At 70.5% G+C, this 17,149-nt stretch carries 12 protein-coding genes; 5 read left to right on the forward strand and 7 right to left on the reverse strand.

What is annotated here, in order from left to right; all coding sequences use genetic code 11:
- Positions 1 to 162 precede the first annotated feature (162 nt).
- The 7 genes from VMN58_08680 to VMN58_08710 form a co-directional block, all read right to left on the reverse strand.
- Positions 163 to 1,224 (reverse strand): peptidoglycan DD-metalloendopeptidase family protein, encoded by a 1,062-nt coding sequence (locus VMN58_08680; protein HUF33264.1) that lies wholly within the window; start codon positions 1,222 to 1,224, stop codon positions 163 to 165.
- 211 nt (positions 1,225 to 1,435) lie between these two features.
- Complete coding sequence (locus VMN58_08685; protein HUF33265.1) at positions 1,436 to 2,539, reverse strand: hypothetical protein; 1,104 nt, start codon at positions 2,537 to 2,539, stop codon at positions 1,436 to 1,438.
- Positions 2,536 to 4,413 carry an ATP-binding cassette domain-containing protein gene (locus VMN58_08690; GenBank protein ID HUF33266.1) on the reverse strand — a complete coding sequence of 626 codons (1,878 nt, stop codon included), beginning with the start codon at positions 4,411 to 4,413 and terminating at the stop codon, positions 2,536 to 2,538. Before VMN58_08690 ends, VMN58_08685 begins: the two co-directional genes overlap by 4 nt.
- Positions 4,410 to 6,623, reverse strand: coding sequence for an ABC transporter permease (locus VMN58_08695; protein ID HUF33267.1), 2,214 nt, complete (start codon positions 6,621 to 6,623; stop codon positions 4,410 to 4,412). The genes VMN58_08690 and VMN58_08695 overlap by 4 nt, the downstream gene beginning before the upstream one ends.
- Positions 6,620 to 8,416: a hypothetical protein gene (locus VMN58_08700; GenBank protein HUF33268.1), complete on the reverse strand. Its 1,797-nt coding sequence runs from the start codon at positions 8,414 to 8,416 to the stop codon at positions 6,620 to 6,622. The genes VMN58_08695 and VMN58_08700 overlap by 4 nt, the downstream gene beginning before the upstream one ends.
- 135 nt (positions 8,417 to 8,551) lie before the next feature.
- Positions 8,552 to 9,598, reverse strand: a complete 1,047-nt coding sequence (locus tag VMN58_08705) for a hemolysin family protein (GenBank protein HUF33269.1) — start codon at positions 9,596 to 9,598, stop codon at positions 8,552 to 8,554.
- A complete protein-coding gene (locus VMN58_08710) occupies positions 9,598 to 10,932 on the reverse strand; it encodes a hemolysin family protein (protein HUF33270.1) in 1,335 nt (444 codons plus the stop codon). The genes VMN58_08705 and VMN58_08710 overlap by 1 nt, the downstream gene beginning before the upstream one ends.
- A 286-nt stretch (positions 10,933 to 11,218) precedes the next feature.
- Between VMN58_08710 and VMN58_08715 the strand changes: the two genes are divergently transcribed.
- The 5 genes from VMN58_08715 to VMN58_08735 are packed head-to-tail and all read left to right on the forward strand — an operon-like array spanning position 11,219 to position 17,122.
- On the forward strand, positions 11,219 to 12,916 hold the full coding sequence (locus VMN58_08715; GenBank protein ID HUF33271.1) for an ABC transporter substrate-binding protein: 1,698 nt from the start codon (positions 11,219 to 11,221) through the stop codon (positions 12,914 to 12,916).
- A gap of 60 nt (positions 12,917 to 12,976) precedes the next feature.
- Positions 12,977 to 13,924: an ABC transporter permease gene (locus VMN58_08720; protein HUF33272.1), complete on the forward strand. Its 948-nt coding sequence runs from the start codon at positions 12,977 to 12,979 to the stop codon at positions 13,922 to 13,924.
- Positions 13,924 to 14,925: an ABC transporter permease gene (locus tag VMN58_08725; GenBank protein ID HUF33273.1), complete on the forward strand. Its 1,002-nt coding sequence runs from the start codon at positions 13,924 to 13,926 to the stop codon at positions 14,923 to 14,925. The genes VMN58_08720 and VMN58_08725 overlap by 1 nt, the downstream gene beginning before the upstream one ends.
- Positions 14,922 to 16,067 (forward strand): ABC transporter ATP-binding protein, encoded by a 1,146-nt coding sequence (locus VMN58_08730; GenBank protein ID HUF33274.1) that lies wholly within the window; start codon positions 14,922 to 14,924, stop codon positions 16,065 to 16,067. The genes VMN58_08725 and VMN58_08730 overlap by 4 nt, the downstream gene beginning before the upstream one ends.
- On the forward strand, positions 16,067 to 17,122 hold the full coding sequence (locus VMN58_08735; GenBank protein HUF33275.1) for an oligopeptide/dipeptide ABC transporter ATP-binding protein: 1,056 nt from the start codon (positions 16,067 to 16,069) through the stop codon (positions 17,120 to 17,122). Before VMN58_08730 ends, VMN58_08735 begins: the two co-directional genes overlap by 1 nt.
- Positions 17,123 to 17,149: the final 27 nt, after the last annotated feature.

Consider the following 17,149-nt stretch of genomic DNA (forward strand, 5'->3'; position numbering starts at 1 on the left):
ACACAACCCGACGGGGTCAGACCGCCCCATCCCGAGATGTGCACCCCAGACGTCGTCTCCCGACATCCAGCGCACACAACCCGACGGGGTCAGACCGCCCCATCCCGAGATGTGCACCCCAGACGTCGTCTCCCGACCTCCAGCGCGCACAACCCGACGGGGTCAGCAGTTGGCGGCGAGGGTGGGGTACGGGTTGACCGGCGACCCCCCACCAGGGTGGATCTCGAAGTGAAGGTGGGTGGGCCCGCCCCGGGCGTTGCCCGAGTCGCCCACGTAGCCGAGGACGGTGCCCTGGCTCACTCGCCCGCTGGCCCCGCTGAGGCTGTCGAGGTGGGTGCCGAAGTAGGTGGTGCCGTCATCGCCCTTGAGGTAGTACGAGATGCCACCGAGGCGGGAGTTGTGACCCCGGACGGAGCCGCTCACGCTTGCCACCACCGGCGTGCCACGGGGGCTGAGGATGTCGGTGCCCTGATGGCGCCGGCCGCCGGAGCGGGGCTGGCCCCAGTCGTTGGTGAACGCCCGGGGTCCCTGCACCGGGCAGGTCCAGCTGCCTCTCGACGGGGCCGGGGCGGACCGGGGGGCGGGGGTCGAAGTGCGCCGGCTGGCTGTCCCGTCGGGGGCGGCGACCGAGGCGGCACGCTCGCGCGCCCGCTGGGCGGCGGCCTCCTGCTCCTTGCGCCGACGCTCGGCCTCCACGCGCGCTCGTCGCTCGGCATCGATGCGCTCCTGGCGTGCGAGCTCGACGTTGGCCCGGGCGGCCCGCTCGCGAACCGACTCGACAGCGTCGGCAGCGTCGGCACGGGCCCTGGTGAGGGCGGCGGCCTCGCGCTCGAGGTCAGCCGCGGCCGCCCGGAGCTCGTCGACCACGTCGGTGGTGTCGGCCCCTGCGAATCGGGCCAGCACAGCACCTCGTGCCGACACCGCGAGGTCGGGGTCGAGCACCGACACCTTGAGCATGTCGCCGCCCCGCATGAACTCGAGGATGGCGGCCTCGCTGACCAACGAGCGCAGGAGCACGACCCGGGCGGCGGTGGCCCCGTACGTGGCCTCGAGGGCGGCGACCTCGCCCCGCAGCTCGGCCAGGCGACTCTGGGCCGACGCCAGCTCGCTCGCGACCTGGTTGGCCTGTCGGCGCGCCGAATCGAGCTCGCTGCTCTGCGCGCCGGCGGGCGCGGCGGAGATCAGGAGCGCGACGGTCATCGCCAACACCAGGGGGGCACGCATCCGGAGCATCGTACGCGTCATGCAACCGCAAAGAAAGCCACGCAACCGTCGTCTGACTGTGATGAGAGGAGGAGACCCGTCGGCGACGGACCCCGTCAGCCCCGCTTCTGGCACCAGAAACGTGCTGGAAACCGACGCGATCCTGGTGCCAGAACGGTGCGCGAAGGCGACGGGCCCCGTGAGCCCCGCTCGGCGACGGGCCCCGTGAGCCTCAGAGGCGGGTCGGGGGGGCGGTGCGGGGGCGGGCGAAGCGACCGATCCCGCGGGACGGCGCGCTGATGATCGATGCCTCGGCGGTGGTGGTGGCGGCCGCGGCCGCTGCCGTGCCCGAGCCCCCGAGGGAACCGAGGAGGCGGGGCGCCCGCACCGGCTGCGATCCGAGCCAGAACAGGGCACCAGCGATGGCCATCAGGGTGAGGACGGCGGCGACCTGGGCGGTGCGGCTCTCGTCGGTCAGCGGAGCCTGCTGGGCGGTGGGCGTGCCGGAGCCGCTGCCCGGGACAGGGGGCGCGGCGATGGCGTCGTCGTCACCGTCGTCCGGGACCTCGACCGGAGGCGCCGGATCGACCGAGAAGTCGCCCGACGAACCGCCGCCGGACGGGACGGGGCTCGGCCCGGGGTCGAAGCTGAAGTCACCACCCGACGAGCCGCCGCCGTCGCTGGGCTCGAAGCCTTCACCGGAGTCGAAGTCGTCGTCGAAGTCGAAGTCGGAGTCCGAGCCGAAGTCGCCGTCGAAGCTGCCGGGACCCATCAGGGTCTCCTCGTCGGGCGCCTCGAAGGTGATCGAGAACGACGGCGCCCCGTCACGAGGGAGGAGCACCACGTCGATGCCACCGTCGGCGACGACAGACTCCGAGATGAACCAGGTCATCTCCTGGCCATCCGGTGAGAGCACCCCGGTGCTGGCGCCGTCGCAGTTGGCCTCGGGACGGTCCTCCCACGCGCCGTTCTCCACCGGCTCCCAGTCCGACGTGGCCGGGCACGCCACGATCTCGGGTGGCTCCCCGGGCGCGGCGAGGGTCGTGCCGGCAACCCGAAGCAGCAGGGTGGCGTTGCCGACGTCGTCGGAGAAGCGCATGGCAGAGATGGCCACGTGGCCGCTCGGGTCGTTGGCCACGTAGAGCCCACCGTCGGGGACCGGCACCGGTGGCGGCAGCGGGGCCGCGCCCAGGAGACCCGCCTTCGCCTTGTACCACCAGCCGGACTCGGTCGGCGCCTCGGCGCCGGCGGGCATCGGCATGGCCACCACCCCGGCGAGGCCGATGCAGACCACCGCGGCCAGACGGCAGCTGCGCTGGATCATGCGGGCGGTCATCGGCCGGACGCCTTCAGCGGCTTGCGCCGCCCCGTGGCCTGTTCGGGGGTCACGTCGTCGTCTCGCACGGGTGCACCCTTTCGATCGGCCTTCGCCGTGGAGCCGGTGTCGTCGCCGGCCGCGCGCTCGCTCGCCGAGGTGCCGGTGGCGGCACCGGAGCGGTTGATGATGTCGACGTCGCCGCCGAGGTAGGACGATACGACCCGCGGGTCGTTGATGACCACGTCGGGCTCGCCCTCGGACATCACGGAGCCGAGCTCCAGGGCGATCAGGCGGTCGGACACCGAGGTGATCAGCGGCATGTCGTGCTCGATGACGAGCAGGGCGCACCCGGTCTCGCGCTGGATGCGCTTGAGGAGCGGCCCCAGGGCCTCGGTCTCCTTCTGGGCCACGCCGGACGAGGGCTCGTCGAGGAGCAGCACAGCGGGGTCGTGAGCGATCGACATGGCAAGGTCGACGATGCGACGGCTGCCGGTCGAGAGCTCCGAGACGAACTTGTCGCGGAAGGCGCTGAGGCTCATCAGCTCGATGAGGTCGTCGACGGTGTAGGCGACGTCCTCCTCGGACTCCTGCATGGCAGGGAGGGCGAGAAGAGCAGCGAGGTGGTCACGCACCTCGATGTGGCGCTCGAGGCCGAGGGCGATGTTCTCGGCGACGGTGAGCGACGGGAAGATGCGCGCGTCCTGGAACGACCGGCCGAGACCGGCCATGGCGCGGCGGTCGGCGCCCCAACCGGTGATGTCGACGTCGTCGAGGCGGATCCGACCTCCGTCGAGGGCCAGCAGCCCGGAGATGAGGTCGAAGATGGTGGTCTTGCCGGCACCGTTGGCCCCGATGAGCCCGATCGTCTCGCCCTTGTGGAGGGTGAAGCTGACGTCGTTGACAGCGGTGATGCCGCCGAAGCGCTTGGTGAGGCCGTCGACCTGGAGCGCAGGCTCGGTGGAGATCGGAACAGCGCGCGTGGCGGAGGCCGGCACCGGGGCGCCGGTCGCGGACACCTCACCCTCGACCCCTGCGGCGTCGTCGGCACCGGAGAGGAACACCGCCCGGAGGATGTCGCCCCGGGAGAGCAGCTCCTCGGGCTTGCCGGAGAACCGGACCTCGCCCTTCTCCATGAAGTACGCCTTGGTGGCGATGGTGAGGGCCACGTTCACCGACTGCTCCACCAGGATGATCGTGCACCCCGAGGCGTGGATCTCGCGGACGATGCCCAGCAGCTGCTCGACGATGGTCGGCGCCAGCCCGAGGGAGAGCTCGTCGATGATGAGCAGCTTGGGCTTGGCGACGAACGCCATGCCCACGGCCAGCTGCTGCTGCTCACCGCCGGAGAGGTTGCCGGCCATCTGGTCCCAGCGCTCCCGGAGGCGGGGGAACTGATCGAGGACCTCCTCGATGCGGGCCTTGACGTCGGCGGGGTCGTCGTTGGCGTAGAGCCAGGTGCTGGCCTTGAAGTGCTCGGCCACCGTGAGGGTCGGGAACACGGCCTTGCCGCCGGGCACCTGGACGATGCCCATCTTGGCGGCGTCGACGGCACCCACCCGGGAGATGTCGTTCCCGTCGAAGGTGATGGTGCCGCCGATGGGCGTCACCAGGCCCGAGATGGCCTTGAGGAGGGTCGACTTGCCGGCGCCGTTGGTGCCGAGCAGGGCCACGATCTCGCCCTGCTGCACGTCGAGGTCGACCCCGAAGAGCACCTGCACCTTGTCGTAGGCCACCTCGACGCCCCGGCACGACAGCAGCGGGGCTTCGCCTTCGGCCGGGGCCGATTCGCGCCCGGCGGGCACGTCGATGGGGGTGGTGGGGTCTGGGTCGACGGCCACGCTGCCGGCCTCGCTCGTGGCCTGGCCCTCGGCCCCTCCCTTGCGCAGCCTCATGAAGACCCCTTCCCGGTGCCCGAGCCGGTGAGCTCGCGCTCGCTCCACTCGAGCTCCTCGGCGTGGTGCTGCGCGTCTTCCATGATGTGGTCCTGGTCGCTGGTGTCCTCGACCATGCGGTCGGCGACGAGGGAGGGCACGAGGATGTCGTGCTTGGCCGCCACCCATCGCAGGTAGCGGTCGCGCAGCTGGTAGCCCGCCTGGGCAAAGCCTCCGGGCAGGAACAACAGGATCAGCAGGAGGCCCGGCCCGGTGACGAGGAAGGAGATCCCCGTGAGCCTCGGTTCGCCGAAGAGGCTCACGGCCTCGATCACCACCGCGCCGGCCACGGCCCCCGGTAGCGAGGTGAGCCCGCCGATCACGGTGGCGACGAAGACCTGGATGCTCGGCACGAGACCGTAGGTCGAGGCGTCGACGGACTGGCTCTGGTACACCTGCAGCACCCCGGCGATCCCGGCGATGGCCCCGGCAACGGCGAAGGCCGCCAGGCGGGTGCGGACCAGGTTCATGGCGTAGGCCGGCGCGGCACGTTGGTTGTCGCGGGTGGCGATGAGGACCCGACCGCTGCGGTTCTTCCGGAAGGATCGGGCCGCCAGCAGCACCAGCACCAGGAACACGACGCACAGGTAGTAGTAGTTGCGCTCCGGCGCCAGGTCGATGCGCTCCCAGAGGATGGGCCGCCCGACGCGGGCGTTGGCCTGACTCGGCAGGATCAGCTGGCCGATCGCGTAGTTCCGCTTCAGGAAGTAGAACTGCACCGCGCCGGCGAACGACAGGGTCGTGACCGCCAGGAACAGGCCCTGGATCCGCACCGCGGGGATGCCCACCACGATGGCGATGGCCGCCCCGGCGAGGGCGCCGGCGATCACGGTGGTGAAGAAGTCCTGGTTGAAGTCGGTCGCCAGCTTGCCTGCGACCACGGCGCCGGCACCCACGATGGCGAACTGCCCGAGGCTGATCTGGCCCGCCCAACCGGTGAGGATCACCAGGGAGACGGCGACGATGGCGGTGATGGGGATGGTGCTGAGCTTGGCGACCTCGCCGGCGCTGACCATGAGGGGGGCGAAGAGCACGAGGGCCAGCAGGAGGCCGGCGAGCACCCAGCGCCCCACCACCACCTCGCGCACGTTGCGCAGCTCGGTGGGGACGGGACGGAACTCCTTGAGCGACTGCCAGGTCGAGACGCCGGCGTCGTAGGCCCGCGACAGGCTCCCCCGCTGGAACAGGAGGGCACCGAGGATGAACGCCAGCATGATGGCGGCGGCGAGGTCGGAGGAGCCGGTGGCCGCGACCGAGCTCTGCTCGAGGACCCCGACAGCGAAGCCGGCGACCACCGCGAGGGGGATGCTCTCCATCCGAGCGATCACGGCCGCTGCGAGGGCGAAGAGGAGGACGGTGTAGCCGAGGCTGCCGTCGACGGGGACGCCGACGAGCGGCGAGCGGAGGAAGATGGTCATGGCCCCGAGGAGCCCGGCGATCATCCACGAGACCGTCTGGACCCGCTCGACCGGGATGCCGAGCAGCGAGGCGCGGTCGGCGTTCTCGGCCGACGCCCGCAGGGCGATGCCGATGCGGGTGAACCGGAAGAACAACGCCAGGCCGGCGGCGAGGGCCACGACGGTGACCACCGAGAAGATGTAGTCGCCGTTGAGGAGCAGGTTGTTGGTGGCGGTGTTGACCTGGAGATCGGTCCACGGCGTGGTGACGCCGGAGCTGATGTCCTCGCGCCCCAGCCAGATGGGGATGTACAGCGCCACGAAGGCCAGGATCTGGGCCACGCCGATGGTGGCCACGGTGAGGATGAGGCGGGGAGCCTTGGAGAAGCGCCGGATCACCACGACGTCGGTGAGCCCGCCGAGGCCGAGGCCGCCGACGATGGTGATGGGCAGGGCGACGAAGTACGGCACGCCCTTGAGCACCATGAGCAGGACGGCGAGGATCGCCGGGACGGCGCCGATGGCGGCGGCGGCGAAGTTGATGATCCGGTTCGTGCGGTAGATCAGGATGATGCCCACGGCGACGAGGCCGTAGAGCGACCCGCTGGCGACCCCGAACAAGAAGAGGCTCAGGGGCGGCGAGAACGCCACCTGCACGCCGAGGACGAACAACACGACGACGAGCGCGAAGCGCCCCGCCTTGGCCACGGGGTTGTCCGCCCGGGCCGCGGCGAGCACCTCGCCGAGCGGGGCCGGGAGCGCGGGGGCGCTCATCGCGGCTTGGCCGGGATCTGGAGGGAGCTGTTGGGGTACTTGCCGAGGTCGATCCGGCTGCCGCCGACCTGGACGTAGGTTCCGGCAACACCGTTGCGGCTGCTCGGCTTGGTCGTGCTCCAGTACACGACCCGCATGTCCTGGTTCCAGGTGTAGTTGCCCTCGCTGAAGCCCCGACGGATCTGGCCGGTGTTGCCGCCACCGCGGAAGCCCTGGGCGAAGGCGCCGGCCTCCATGGTGCCCGGGTGGAGGGTGGGCCCGGCCCCCTGGATGAGGCTGGCGATCATGTTCCAGTAGTCCCAGTCGCCCGTGACGGAGTTGTAGGGCGGGTTGCCCTCCCTACCCGCCGCCTGCCAGACGCGAGCCCCGGCATCTTTGTTCTCGGGCTCCTGGGCGGTGATGCTGGAGATGCCGAAGGCGTCCTCGAAGTTGCACGGCCGGCTGCCCTTGAGGGGGCACGCCACCTGACCCATGTACGCCTGGGCGGCCTGGTCGGCGTCCATGAAGCCGAAGCCGCCGATGAGGTTCTCGGGGTAGTAGTTCTGCTGCTGCTCCTCGGCGTAGAGGAACATCGGCGCCACCAGGTCGCAGAGGCAGAGCACGGTGGTGGCCGTGGGGTCGTCCCGCATGCGGGTCACCGCCGCGCGGCGCTGCTGGTCGGCGGTGGTGATGTCCTGGGCATAGAAGTAGGTCTTGGCGATCTGCTTCCCGCACCCGCCCAGTGCCTTGCGCAGGTCGACCTCGACCATGGCCTGGTTCTCGGGGTCGTTGGTGCTGATCACGCCGAGCACCCGGGGCTGGCCGTTGAAGTTCTGGAGCGAGTTGGCGGTGCCGGCGTACTCCGTCGGTCCGCTCAGCTGCTTGCAGTACCACTCAGCGACGTGCTGGGCGACCTTGGTGCCGCTCATCTGCACGTCCCAGTGGAAGGGGCGCCGGACCTGGTGGAACGAGTCGCGGAAGTGCCAGCCACCGGCGTTGGGGGTGCCGAGGCGGGACAGCTCGTCGTAGGTCTCCGACGACAGCGACGAGTTCCACTTGAAGAAGTAGGGCTTCTTGTCCTTGACGATCTGGCGCATCTCGTTGCGCAGGCACCGGTTGTTCGGCGGGATCGTGTCGCAGTTGCCCTGGAAGATCTCGATCCGGAACGTGCGGCCGTAGAGCTCGAAGTTGGCGTTCACGAAGTCCATCACGGCCGCGTTGTACGCCCTGCGCTGCTCCAGCTCGACGAAGGCGCCCTGGGCCTTGAGGATGGTGTCGACGGCGTCGCTGCCCTTGCCGACGTAGTCGATGATGAGGACCTCGTCGGCGCTCACCCCCTGGTAGGTGGCGCCGCCGTTGTCGCCCTGGAACTTAGGCGTGCACGGCGGCGCGTGGAACGTGATGGCCGGGTTGAACTGGCGCCCGTCGACGCAGTGGCTGGTGTCTCCGGCCGGCTGACCGCCGCCGCCGCCACCGTCGACAGCACCGCCGCCGCCGCCGCCCGTGGTACCGCCACCGCCACCGCCGCCGCCCGTGGTGCCGCCAGTGCCCGTGGTGCCGCCACCGCCCGCGGTGCCTCCAGTCCCACCAGTGCCGTCACTGCTGAAATCGCTGCCGTCGCCGGTTGAGAAGTCGTTGCCCGTGCCGTCACCGCTCCCGGTGCCGTCGAACTGCTGGGCGCCGTTGGGGCCGGTCGCGAACTGGGTGAAACCCGGGTCGTCCGGGGCGCGCGACGGCGCCAGCGCGATGACGAGGAGCTGCACGGCAGCCAGGGCGGCCAGCGGCGCATACCGGCGGGCGAGCGATCGTTGCATGGTTTGGACTCCCTGGAGCCGCGGAGCGGATCCGATCATTTGACGTAGGTGAGACTTCGCGAGGTGGCGCCGTGGTTCCTGCGATTCCCCGCCAAGGCCCTGACCAAACTAGGGCCCCGAGTCAGGTGATATTCGTCACGTGTCGTGGTCGTGCTCGTCGTGCTCGTCGCGGATGTCTCCCACCAGCTCCTCCAGCACGTCCTCGAGCGTGACGATACCGGCCGTCGTGCCCGTATCGGAGACCACCAGCGCGAAGTGGAGCCGGGCACGGCGCATGGCGCGCAGCAGCGCCTGCAGCTCCTGGTCCTCGGGGACGACGAGCATCCGGCGGAGCAGCCCCGGAGGCAGGGGACGGCGACGGCCGACCTCGGGCAGCTCGAGGAGGTCCTTGGCGTGGACGAAGCCGAGCACGTCGTCGAGCGACCGCCCGAAGACCGGCAGCCGGGAGTGGCCGCTGTCGAGCACCACCTCCTCGACCCGCTCCACCGACGCCGCCGCCCCCACGGCCACGACCTGCTCGCGCGGGATCATCACGGCGGAGACGGGCCGCGCGGCGAATGCCAGCGCGCCGCTCATCAGGCGGTGCTCGACCTCCTCGAGGAGCCCCTCCCGGCGGGACACCGCGAGCATGGTCGCGATCTCCTCACCGGTGTGGGCGACGATCAGCTCGTCGGTCGGCTGCACACCGAGGAGCCGCAGGCCCACGTTGGCCGCGGCGTTGAGGGCGACGATGAGCGGGCGGAAGGCGACCGTGTAGGCCCGCATCGGCAGCGCCAGCCAGAGCGCCGACCGCTCGGGCTCGGCGATGGCGATGTTCTTCGGGACCATCTCTCCGAGGACCATGTGCAGGAACACCACGATGGTGAGCGCGATGACGAAGGCGATGGTGTGCGTCGCGGCGGCCGGCACCCCGAGCGCCTCGATCGGCCCCTCGAGCAGCCGGGCGACCGCCGGCTCGGCCACGAAGCCGAGACCGAGCGACGCCATCGTGATGCCGAGCTGGGCAGCCGAGAGCATGAAGGAGAGGTCCTTGACCGCCGACTCGGCGGCACGGGCACGGGGGTCGCCACCGGCGGCGAGCTGCCCCATGCGCGCGCCGCGCACGGCCACCAGGGCGAACTCGGCGGCCACGAAGAACGCATTGGCGGCCAGGAGCAGGACGGCGACGGTGATGGCCCCCATCAGCGCCTCCCCCGGTCGAGGCCGTCGTCGCCCGGGGGGCGCGCCGGCGAGGGCGCGGCGACGCGCAGCGAGGCGATGCGCCGGCGCTCGAGCTCGAGGACCTCCAGCTCCCAGCCCTCGTGGTCGACCCGCTCACCGGGCACCGGCAGGTGGCCGAGGCGATCGAGCACGAACCCCGCAACCGTCTCGTAGGGGCCGGCGGGCAGCACCAACCCCGTCACTGCCGCGACCTCGTCGAGGTGCAGGGACCCGTCGACGACCGTGGTGCCCGTCGGCAGCGAGCTCGTCAGGCTCGGCTCAGGCGGGTCGTGCTCGTCGGCGATCTCGCCGACGATCTCCTCGAGCAGATCCTCGAGGGTGAGGATCCCGGCCACGCCGCCGTACTCGTCGAGGACGACCGCCAACGGGATGCCCTCGGCGCGCATCTCGGTGAGCAGCGACTCGAGGTCGCGCCCCTCGGGGATGAAGAGTGGCGGCCTGCTGACCGCGGTGACGGGGGTCGTCGCCCGCTGGGCAGCCGGCACCAGGAGGACGTCCTTGGCGTGGGCCACGCCCACGATGTCGTCCCGATCGGCCCCCTCGACCGGGAAGCGGGAGTGCCCGGTCTCGACCGCCTGGCGGCTGAGGTCGGCGACGGTGGCCTCGACCGGCAGGGTCACCATGTCGACCCTCGGCACCAGCGCACCGGCCGCGTTCATCTGGCCGAAGCGGATGGTGCGGGCAAGCAGGTTCGCGGCGTCGGCATCGAGGGTCCCCTCCTCGCCCGACGACCGGATCAGCAGCTCGATCTCCTCGAGGCTGCGCACCGAGCGCAGCTCGTCCCGAGGTTCGATGCCGATGCGGCGGACGGTCGCGTCGGCGGCCCCGTTGAGGAACCGGATCAGCGGCCCGAACACGGCGGTGTAGGCGCGGAGCGGACCTGCCAGCGCCAGGCTGGTCGGAAGCGGATGGGCGATGGCCAGGCCCTTCGGGATCAGCTCGCCCATCACCATCTGGACCACGGTTGCGATCAGCAGCGCGAGGGCAATCGAGGTGGCAGTGCGGTTTCCCTCGGGGAGGGCGCCGAGCATCGGCCGGATGGCCCTGGCGATGGTGGGTTCGGCGACGAAGCCGAGCACGAGGGAGGTGACCGTGATCCCCAGCTGAGCGCCGGAGAGGTTGAACGAGAGGCGGCCCAGGGCGGCGGCTGCCCGCCGCGCCCGACGACCGCCGACGGCGGCGAGGACCTCGACGCGCTCACGGTCGACGGCGACGAGGGCGAACTCGGCGGCCACGAAGAAGGCGTTGGCCAGGATGAGCAGGGCAGCAGCGGCCAGGCCGAGCGCGATGTCGATGGTGGTGCGACCTCCGGGAAAGCCCCGAGACTAGCGCTGCCACGCAGGCGGAGAGACGGGCTACGTCCGGCGTCACCCGAACGGACCATCTCCGGCAGATCCGGAAGAGGCAGCACCTCCAGATGGCGCACCATCGCCGACGGAGGCAGTACGATCCGCCTCCGTCGTGACGGCGGTCACCGCCGACGCACGGCCCGCGGTGTGACCCCAGTCACAGGCGCGGTTCCTATACTCCGACCGGGCGACCGTCCGGTCGGCCCGACGAACCAACACCAGGGGGACCCACGTGGTCACACGACGCGCCGGATCGGCGTCATCACCATTCATCCGACTCCTCGCTCTGCTCGTCTCGCTCGGCCTGCTGGCGGCGGCCTGCGGCGGCGACGACGGCGGCGGCGACGACACCGGCGCCACCGCTGACGGCGACACGCCCACCACCGCGGCGCGCGACGAGGGCGAGCCCCAACAGGGCGGCTCCATCACCGTCGGCCTCGAGGCCGAGACCGCCAACTGGCTGCCGAGCACCGGCAACTGGGCTTCCTCCGGCTACAACGTGGCCTACACGCTCTACGACCCGCTCATGGCCGGCTCCGAGGGCGGCGAGGTCCTGCCGTTCCTGGCCGAGAGCCTCGAGCCCAACGACGACCTGACCGAGTGGCAGCTCACCCTCCGCGGGGGGGTCACCTTCCACGACGGCACGCCGCTCAACGCCGAGGCCATCGCCCACAACCTCGGGATCAACAAGGGCGAGACCTCCGTGCTCTCCGGCGCCCTCGCCAGCGTCGAGACCTTCGAGGTCACGGGTGAGCTCACCGGCACCTACCGGCTGTCCGAGGGCTCCGCCGCCTTCCCCGACCGCCTCACCTCGGCGGCGGGCATGCCCTTCTCGCCCACCGCGTACGACGCCGACACCGACGGCTTCGCCGACAACCCCGTCGGCACCGGCCCCTACCAGTTCGTGTCCTGGAGCCGTGACGACCGCCTGGTCGTGGAGCGCTACGACGGCTACTGGCAGGAGGGCCTGCCCTACCTCGACGAGATCACCTTCCGGCCCATCCCCGATGAGGACACCCGGCTCCAGAGCCTCCTCTCCGGCGACGTCGAGGCCATGACCACGCTGCGCCAGAGCATCGTGCGCCAGGCCCTCGACGCCGAGGAGCAGGGCACCATCGAGACGACGCTGTTCATCGGCAACAACGGTGGTGGCGCCATCTACAACGTCAACAAGCCGCCAGTCGACGACGCCCGGGTCCGCCTGGGCCTGGCCCACGCCCTCGACCAGGAGGGCCTCGTCGACGTGCTGGGCGGCACCGGCATCACCCCGCCGCAGACCCAGTACTTCAGCCCCAACAGCCCGTTCTTCTCGGAGGCGGTCGACGAGGCGTGGCCCAAGCTCGACGAGGACCGCTCCCGCGAGCTGCTCGACGAGTACGTCAACGACCCCGAGCGCTCCGACGGCAAGGCCGTCGGCGCACCCATCTCGGTGGAGTTCAACTGCCCGCCCGACCCCAGCCTCATCGAGCTGGCCCAGGCGTACCAGGCCTTCTGGACCAACGTCGGCGTCGAGGTGTCGCTGAACCAGGTCGAGCAGGCGGTCCACATCCAGAACGCCTTCGCCGAGGACTACATGATCAACTGCTGGCGGATGGGCGGCGAGGCTGACCCGTACAACGTCCTCAACGACGCCTTCGGGAGTACCGAGAACCCGCTGAACTTCACCAACTACACCAACCCGGTGATCAACGAGAACCTCGAGATCCTTCGCACGGAGACCGACCCGGACACCCGGTTCGAGGCCGCCGAGGCGATCATGCTGCACTTCGCCGAGGCAGTGCCGAACCTCTGGACGGGCGGCACGGCGACCGTGATCGCCACCATCCCGGAGATCAACAACGTCGGCGGGTGGACCCTGCCCGACGGCACGCGCGGCACGGGCACGCCCGACGCCGTCACCCGATGGGGCGCTGTCTGGATCGACCAGTAGCGCCGTGAGCGCCCACGCACCCGGGAGAGGACGCAGAGGAGGAGTCGCACCGTGGCACGGATGATCGGCAAGAAGGTCTTGGCGCTCATCCCCATCATGCTGGCGGTGTCGTTCTTGACCTTCTTCCTCCTCAACCTCCTTCCCGGGTGCGTGGAGTGCCAGGTCCTCGGGCCCCAGGGGGTCACGCCCGCCGCCCTCGAGGCGGTCCGGGCCGACCTCCGGCTCGACGACCCCCTGCCCGTCCGGTACATCGGGTGGCTGGGCGACGCCCTCCAGGGTGACCTGGGCCGCTCCTACCAGACCCGCCAGGAGGTCAGCACCGCCATCATGGAGCGGCTCCCGGTGACCGTCGAGATCGCCGTGGTCTCGCTCCTGATGAGCCTCGTGGTGGCCATCCCGCTCGGGGTCCTCACCGCCTACCGGGCCGGTGGACCCTTCGACAAGGTGGTCACCGGCACCACCTTCGGGCTCCTCTCGATCCCGAACTTCATGATGGCGCTCCTGTTGATCTACGTCTTCGCCGTCCGCTACGGGTGGTTCCCGGCCACCGGGTGGACGCGGCTCACCGCCGACCCGGTGGGCAACCTCCGGTCGGTCTTCATGCCTGCGTTCGCCCTCGCCACCGCCAACGTGGCGGTCTTCACCCGCCTGCTGCGCACCGACATGATCGCCACGCTGCAGGAGGACCACGTGATGCTGGCCCGTTCCAAGGGCCTGCCCACCTGGAGGATCCTGCTGCGCCACGCCCTGCGGCCATCGTCGTTCTCGCTGCTGACGGTGGCCGGCCTCACCGTGGGCAACCTCCTCGGCGGGGCCGTGATCGTCGAGGAGATCTTCGCCCTCCCGGGCATCGGCCGCCTCCTGCTCAGCTCGATCTTCCAGCGCGACCTGCTGATCGTCCAGGGCGTGGTCCTGCTCATCACCATCGCCTACGTGGTCGTGAACTTCACGGTCGACATCCTGTACTCGTTCCTCGACCCCCGGATCCGACAGGGAGGCCGTCACTGATGTCCGACTCCACCCCCCCCGGGCCCGGCCCTGACGGCACCCCGCCCAGCGCCGACGGCGTCGACGGATCGCTCCACCTCTCCGACCAGATCGACCGGGAGCGCGACGAGTCCGAGCTCAGCGAGCTCGCCGGCCAGGCGCCGGTCCCCAGGATCCCCGCAGCCAAGAAGGACAAGCTCAAGCGCAAGGCACGCGGCATCGTCTTCTGGCTGGCGCTGGGTTGGATCGGCGTCGTGGTCTTCGTGGCCGTGTTCGCCAACGTCCTCCCGTTCCGTGAGCCCAACGACATCTTCATCACCGACAAGCTCTCGACGCCCGGACAGAACGGCTACGTGCTCGGCACCGACGGGCTGGGTCGCGACATCCTCTCCCGGCTGGCGTTCGGCGCCCGTGTGTCGCTGATCATCAGCCTCTCCGCCGTCGGCATCGGCATCGTCGTGGGCGGCACCCTCGGGATGATGGTGGGCTACTTCCGGGGCAAGTTCGAGCTCGGTGTGATGGCGGCGATCGACATCATCCTCGCCTTCCCCGGCCTCATCCTGCTCCTCGGCATGGTTGCGTTCGTGGGCCAGAGCCTCACCGCCATCACGATGGTGGTCGGCTTCCTCTCGATCCCGGTCTACGCCCGCGTGGCCCGGGGCACCACCCTGGCCGTCGCCCAGCGGGAGTACGTGCTCGCCGCCCGCGCGATGGGCGCCAGCAACACCCGGATCCTCTTCCGCGAGATCATGCCCAACGTGATCCTGCCGGTGGCCGCCTTCGGGCTCGTCGCCCTCGGGATCATCATCGTCCTGGAGGGATCGCTGGCCTTCCTGGGCCTGTCGGTGCAGCCCCCCGACGCCACCTGGGGGTCGATGATCGCCGAGGGCAAGCGCCACCTGAGCAGGACCACCCACGTGGCCCTGATGCCCTCCCTCGTGATGTTCCTCACCGTGCTCTCGGTGAACTTCGTGGGCGACAGCCTCCGCAGCCGCTTCGACGTCAAGGAGTCCAGCCTGTGAGCACCCCATCCCGTCGCAGGTCTCACGGGGTGCTCCTGCCCGAGGACTCCCGGCACGCGGGCTGCCTGCTCGAGGTCGAGGACCTCAAGACCTACTTCGACACGCCCCTGGGCACCGTCAAGGCCGTCGACGGCGTCTCCTTCACGCTCGAGCAGGGCAAGACGATCGGCATCGTGGGCGAGTCGGGCTCGGGCAAGACGATCCTCTCCCGCTCGGTGATGAACCTCCTGCCCAAGCGCACCGCCATCCCCGCCGGGGGGCGCGTGCTGTTCGAAGGGCGCGACCTCCGCCAGCTCGGCACCAAGGAGATGCGCAAGATCTGGGGACTCGAGATGGCAATGGTGTTCCAGGACCCCATGACCTCGCTCAACCCCGTCGTCAAGATCGGCCGCCAGCTCACCGAGGGCCTCCGCCACCACCTCGACATGTCGAAGGGCGACGCCAACGAGACGGCGGTCGCACTCCTGCGCTCCGTCGGCCTCCCCGCCCCCGAGCGACGCCTCAACGAGTACCCCCACCAGCTGTCGGGCGGCATGCGCCAGCGCGTCACCATCGCCATCGCGCTGGCTTGCGGTCCCAAGCTGCTGGTCGCCGACGAGCCCACCACCGCCCTGGACGTCACCGTCCAGAAGCAGATCCTCGACCTGCTCCAGGCCCAGCAGCGCGACCGGAACATGGGGATGATGCTGATCACCCACGACCTCGGGGTGGTGGCCAACCGCGCCGACGAGATCGTCGTGATGTACGCCGGGCGCGTCGTCGAGAAGGCGGCCACCCGGACCCTGTTCAAGAGCATGCGCCACCCCTACACCGAGGCGCTCATGGCATCGATCCCCCGGATCGAGAACCCCAGCCACACCCTGCTCCAGGCCATCCCCGGGCGACCGCCCAACCTGGCCAACCTCCCCGACCGCTGCCGATTCGCCGAGCGCTGCCGCTACGCGCAGCCTCGCTGCCTCCAGGAGGACCCCGACCTGTTCCCCGCCGACGAACCCGGCCACGCCTACCGCTGCTTCTTCCCGGTGGGAACGCAGTCCGGCGCCGACGCCCTCGCCGTCAACGAGGCTGCCGGCGTCAACGCCTGCGGCACCCCTGTGTCCATCGCCGGCCTGACCGACACCGAGTCGGCGGTGACGGCGTAGTGGCCGGCAGCGGAACCGCCCACCTCCGCGACCGCGACGACATCGTCCTGCGCGTCGAGCACCTCGTCGTCGACTTCCCCACCGCCGGCGGCAAGGTGCACGCCGTCTCCGACGTCAGCTTCGACCTGGCCAAGGGTGAGACCCTCGGCCTGGTGGGCGAGTCGGGCTGCGGCAAGTCGACCACCGGGCGCGCCATCATGCAGCTGCCGAAGCCCACGTCGGGGTCGGTGATGTTCGGCGACAAGGACCTCACCCAGCTCAAGGGCGAGGAGATGCGACGCACCCGCACGCAGCTCCAGATGATCTTCCAGGACCCCATCTCGTCGCTGAACCCGCGCCGCAAGATCAAAGACATCGTCGGCGAGGGGATCTCCATCTGGGGGAAGAAGGACGGCGGGGATGGCAAGGATGCCGATCAGCGCGTCGACGAGGTGCTGGAGGCAGTCGGCCTCGACCCCGACACCGTCGGCGACCGACGGGCCCACCAGTTCTCCGGCGGCCAGTGCCAGCGCATCTGCGTCGCCCGCTCGCTGGTGCTCGACCCCGAGATCATCATCTGCGACGAGCCCGTCTCGGCCCTCGACGTGTCGGTGCAGGCGCAGATCCTCAACCTGCTCGAGGCCATGAAAGCGCGCTACGAGCTGACGCTCATGTTCATCGCCCACGACCTCGCCGTGGTCAAGAACATCAGCGACCGGGTCGCCGTGATGTACCTCGGCAAGATGTGCGAGCTGGCCCCCTCCGACACGCTCTACGCCGAGCCCGCCCACCCCTACACCCATGCCCTGCTGGAGTCGATCCCCAAGCCCGACCCCACCGCGCTGCCGTCGGAGTTCACCCTCGGCGGCGAGCTCCCCTCACCCATCGACCCGCCGAGCGGCTGCCGGTTCCGGACCCGCTGCCCCAACGTGCAGGACCGCTGCGCTGCCGAAGAGCCGCTCATGCGCCAGGTCGGCGCCGAGCACTACGTGGCGTGCCACTTCCCCAACGTCGGGGGCGAGGCCCCGGCCTCCGCGGGGGTACCGGTCGAGGTGAACGAGCCGCCCACCACCTGAGACACCAGACCATCGGTAGGTTGCGGG

The organism is Acidimicrobiales bacterium, assembly GCA_035512495.1.
Taxonomy (GTDB): Bacteria; Actinomycetota; Acidimicrobiia; order Acidimicrobiales; family CADCSY01; genus DATKDW01.

Coding starts and splice junctions, on each gene's coding strand:
- VMN58_08680 (HUF33264.1), bottom strand. CDS start 1,224: ATGCGTGCCCCCCTGGTGTTGGCGATGACCGTCGCGCTCCTGATCTCC.
- VMN58_08685 (HUF33265.1), bottom strand. CDS start 2,539: ATGACCGCCCGCATGATCCAGCGCAGCTGCCGTCTGGCCGCGGTGGTC.
- VMN58_08690 (HUF33266.1), bottom strand. CDS start 4,413: ATGAGGCTGCGCAAGGGAGGGGCCGAGGGCCAGGCCACGAGCGAGGCC.
- VMN58_08695 (HUF33267.1), bottom strand. CDS start 6,623: ATGAGCGCCCCCGCGCTCCCGGCCCCGCTCGGCGAGGTGCTCGCCGCG.
- VMN58_08700 (HUF33268.1), bottom strand. CDS start 8,416: ATGCAACGATCGCTCGCCCGCCGGTATGCGCCGCTGGCCGCCCTGGCT.
- VMN58_08705 (HUF33269.1), bottom strand. CDS start 9,598: ATGGGGGCCATCACCGTCGCCGTCCTGCTCCTGGCCGCCAATGCGTTC.
- VMN58_08720 (HUF33272.1), top strand. CDS start 12,977: ATGATCGGCAAGAAGGTCTTGGCGCTCATCCCCATCATGCTGGCGGTG.
- VMN58_08725 (HUF33273.1), top strand. CDS start 13,924: ATGTCCGACTCCACCCCCCCCGGGCCCGGCCCTGACGGCACCCCGCCC.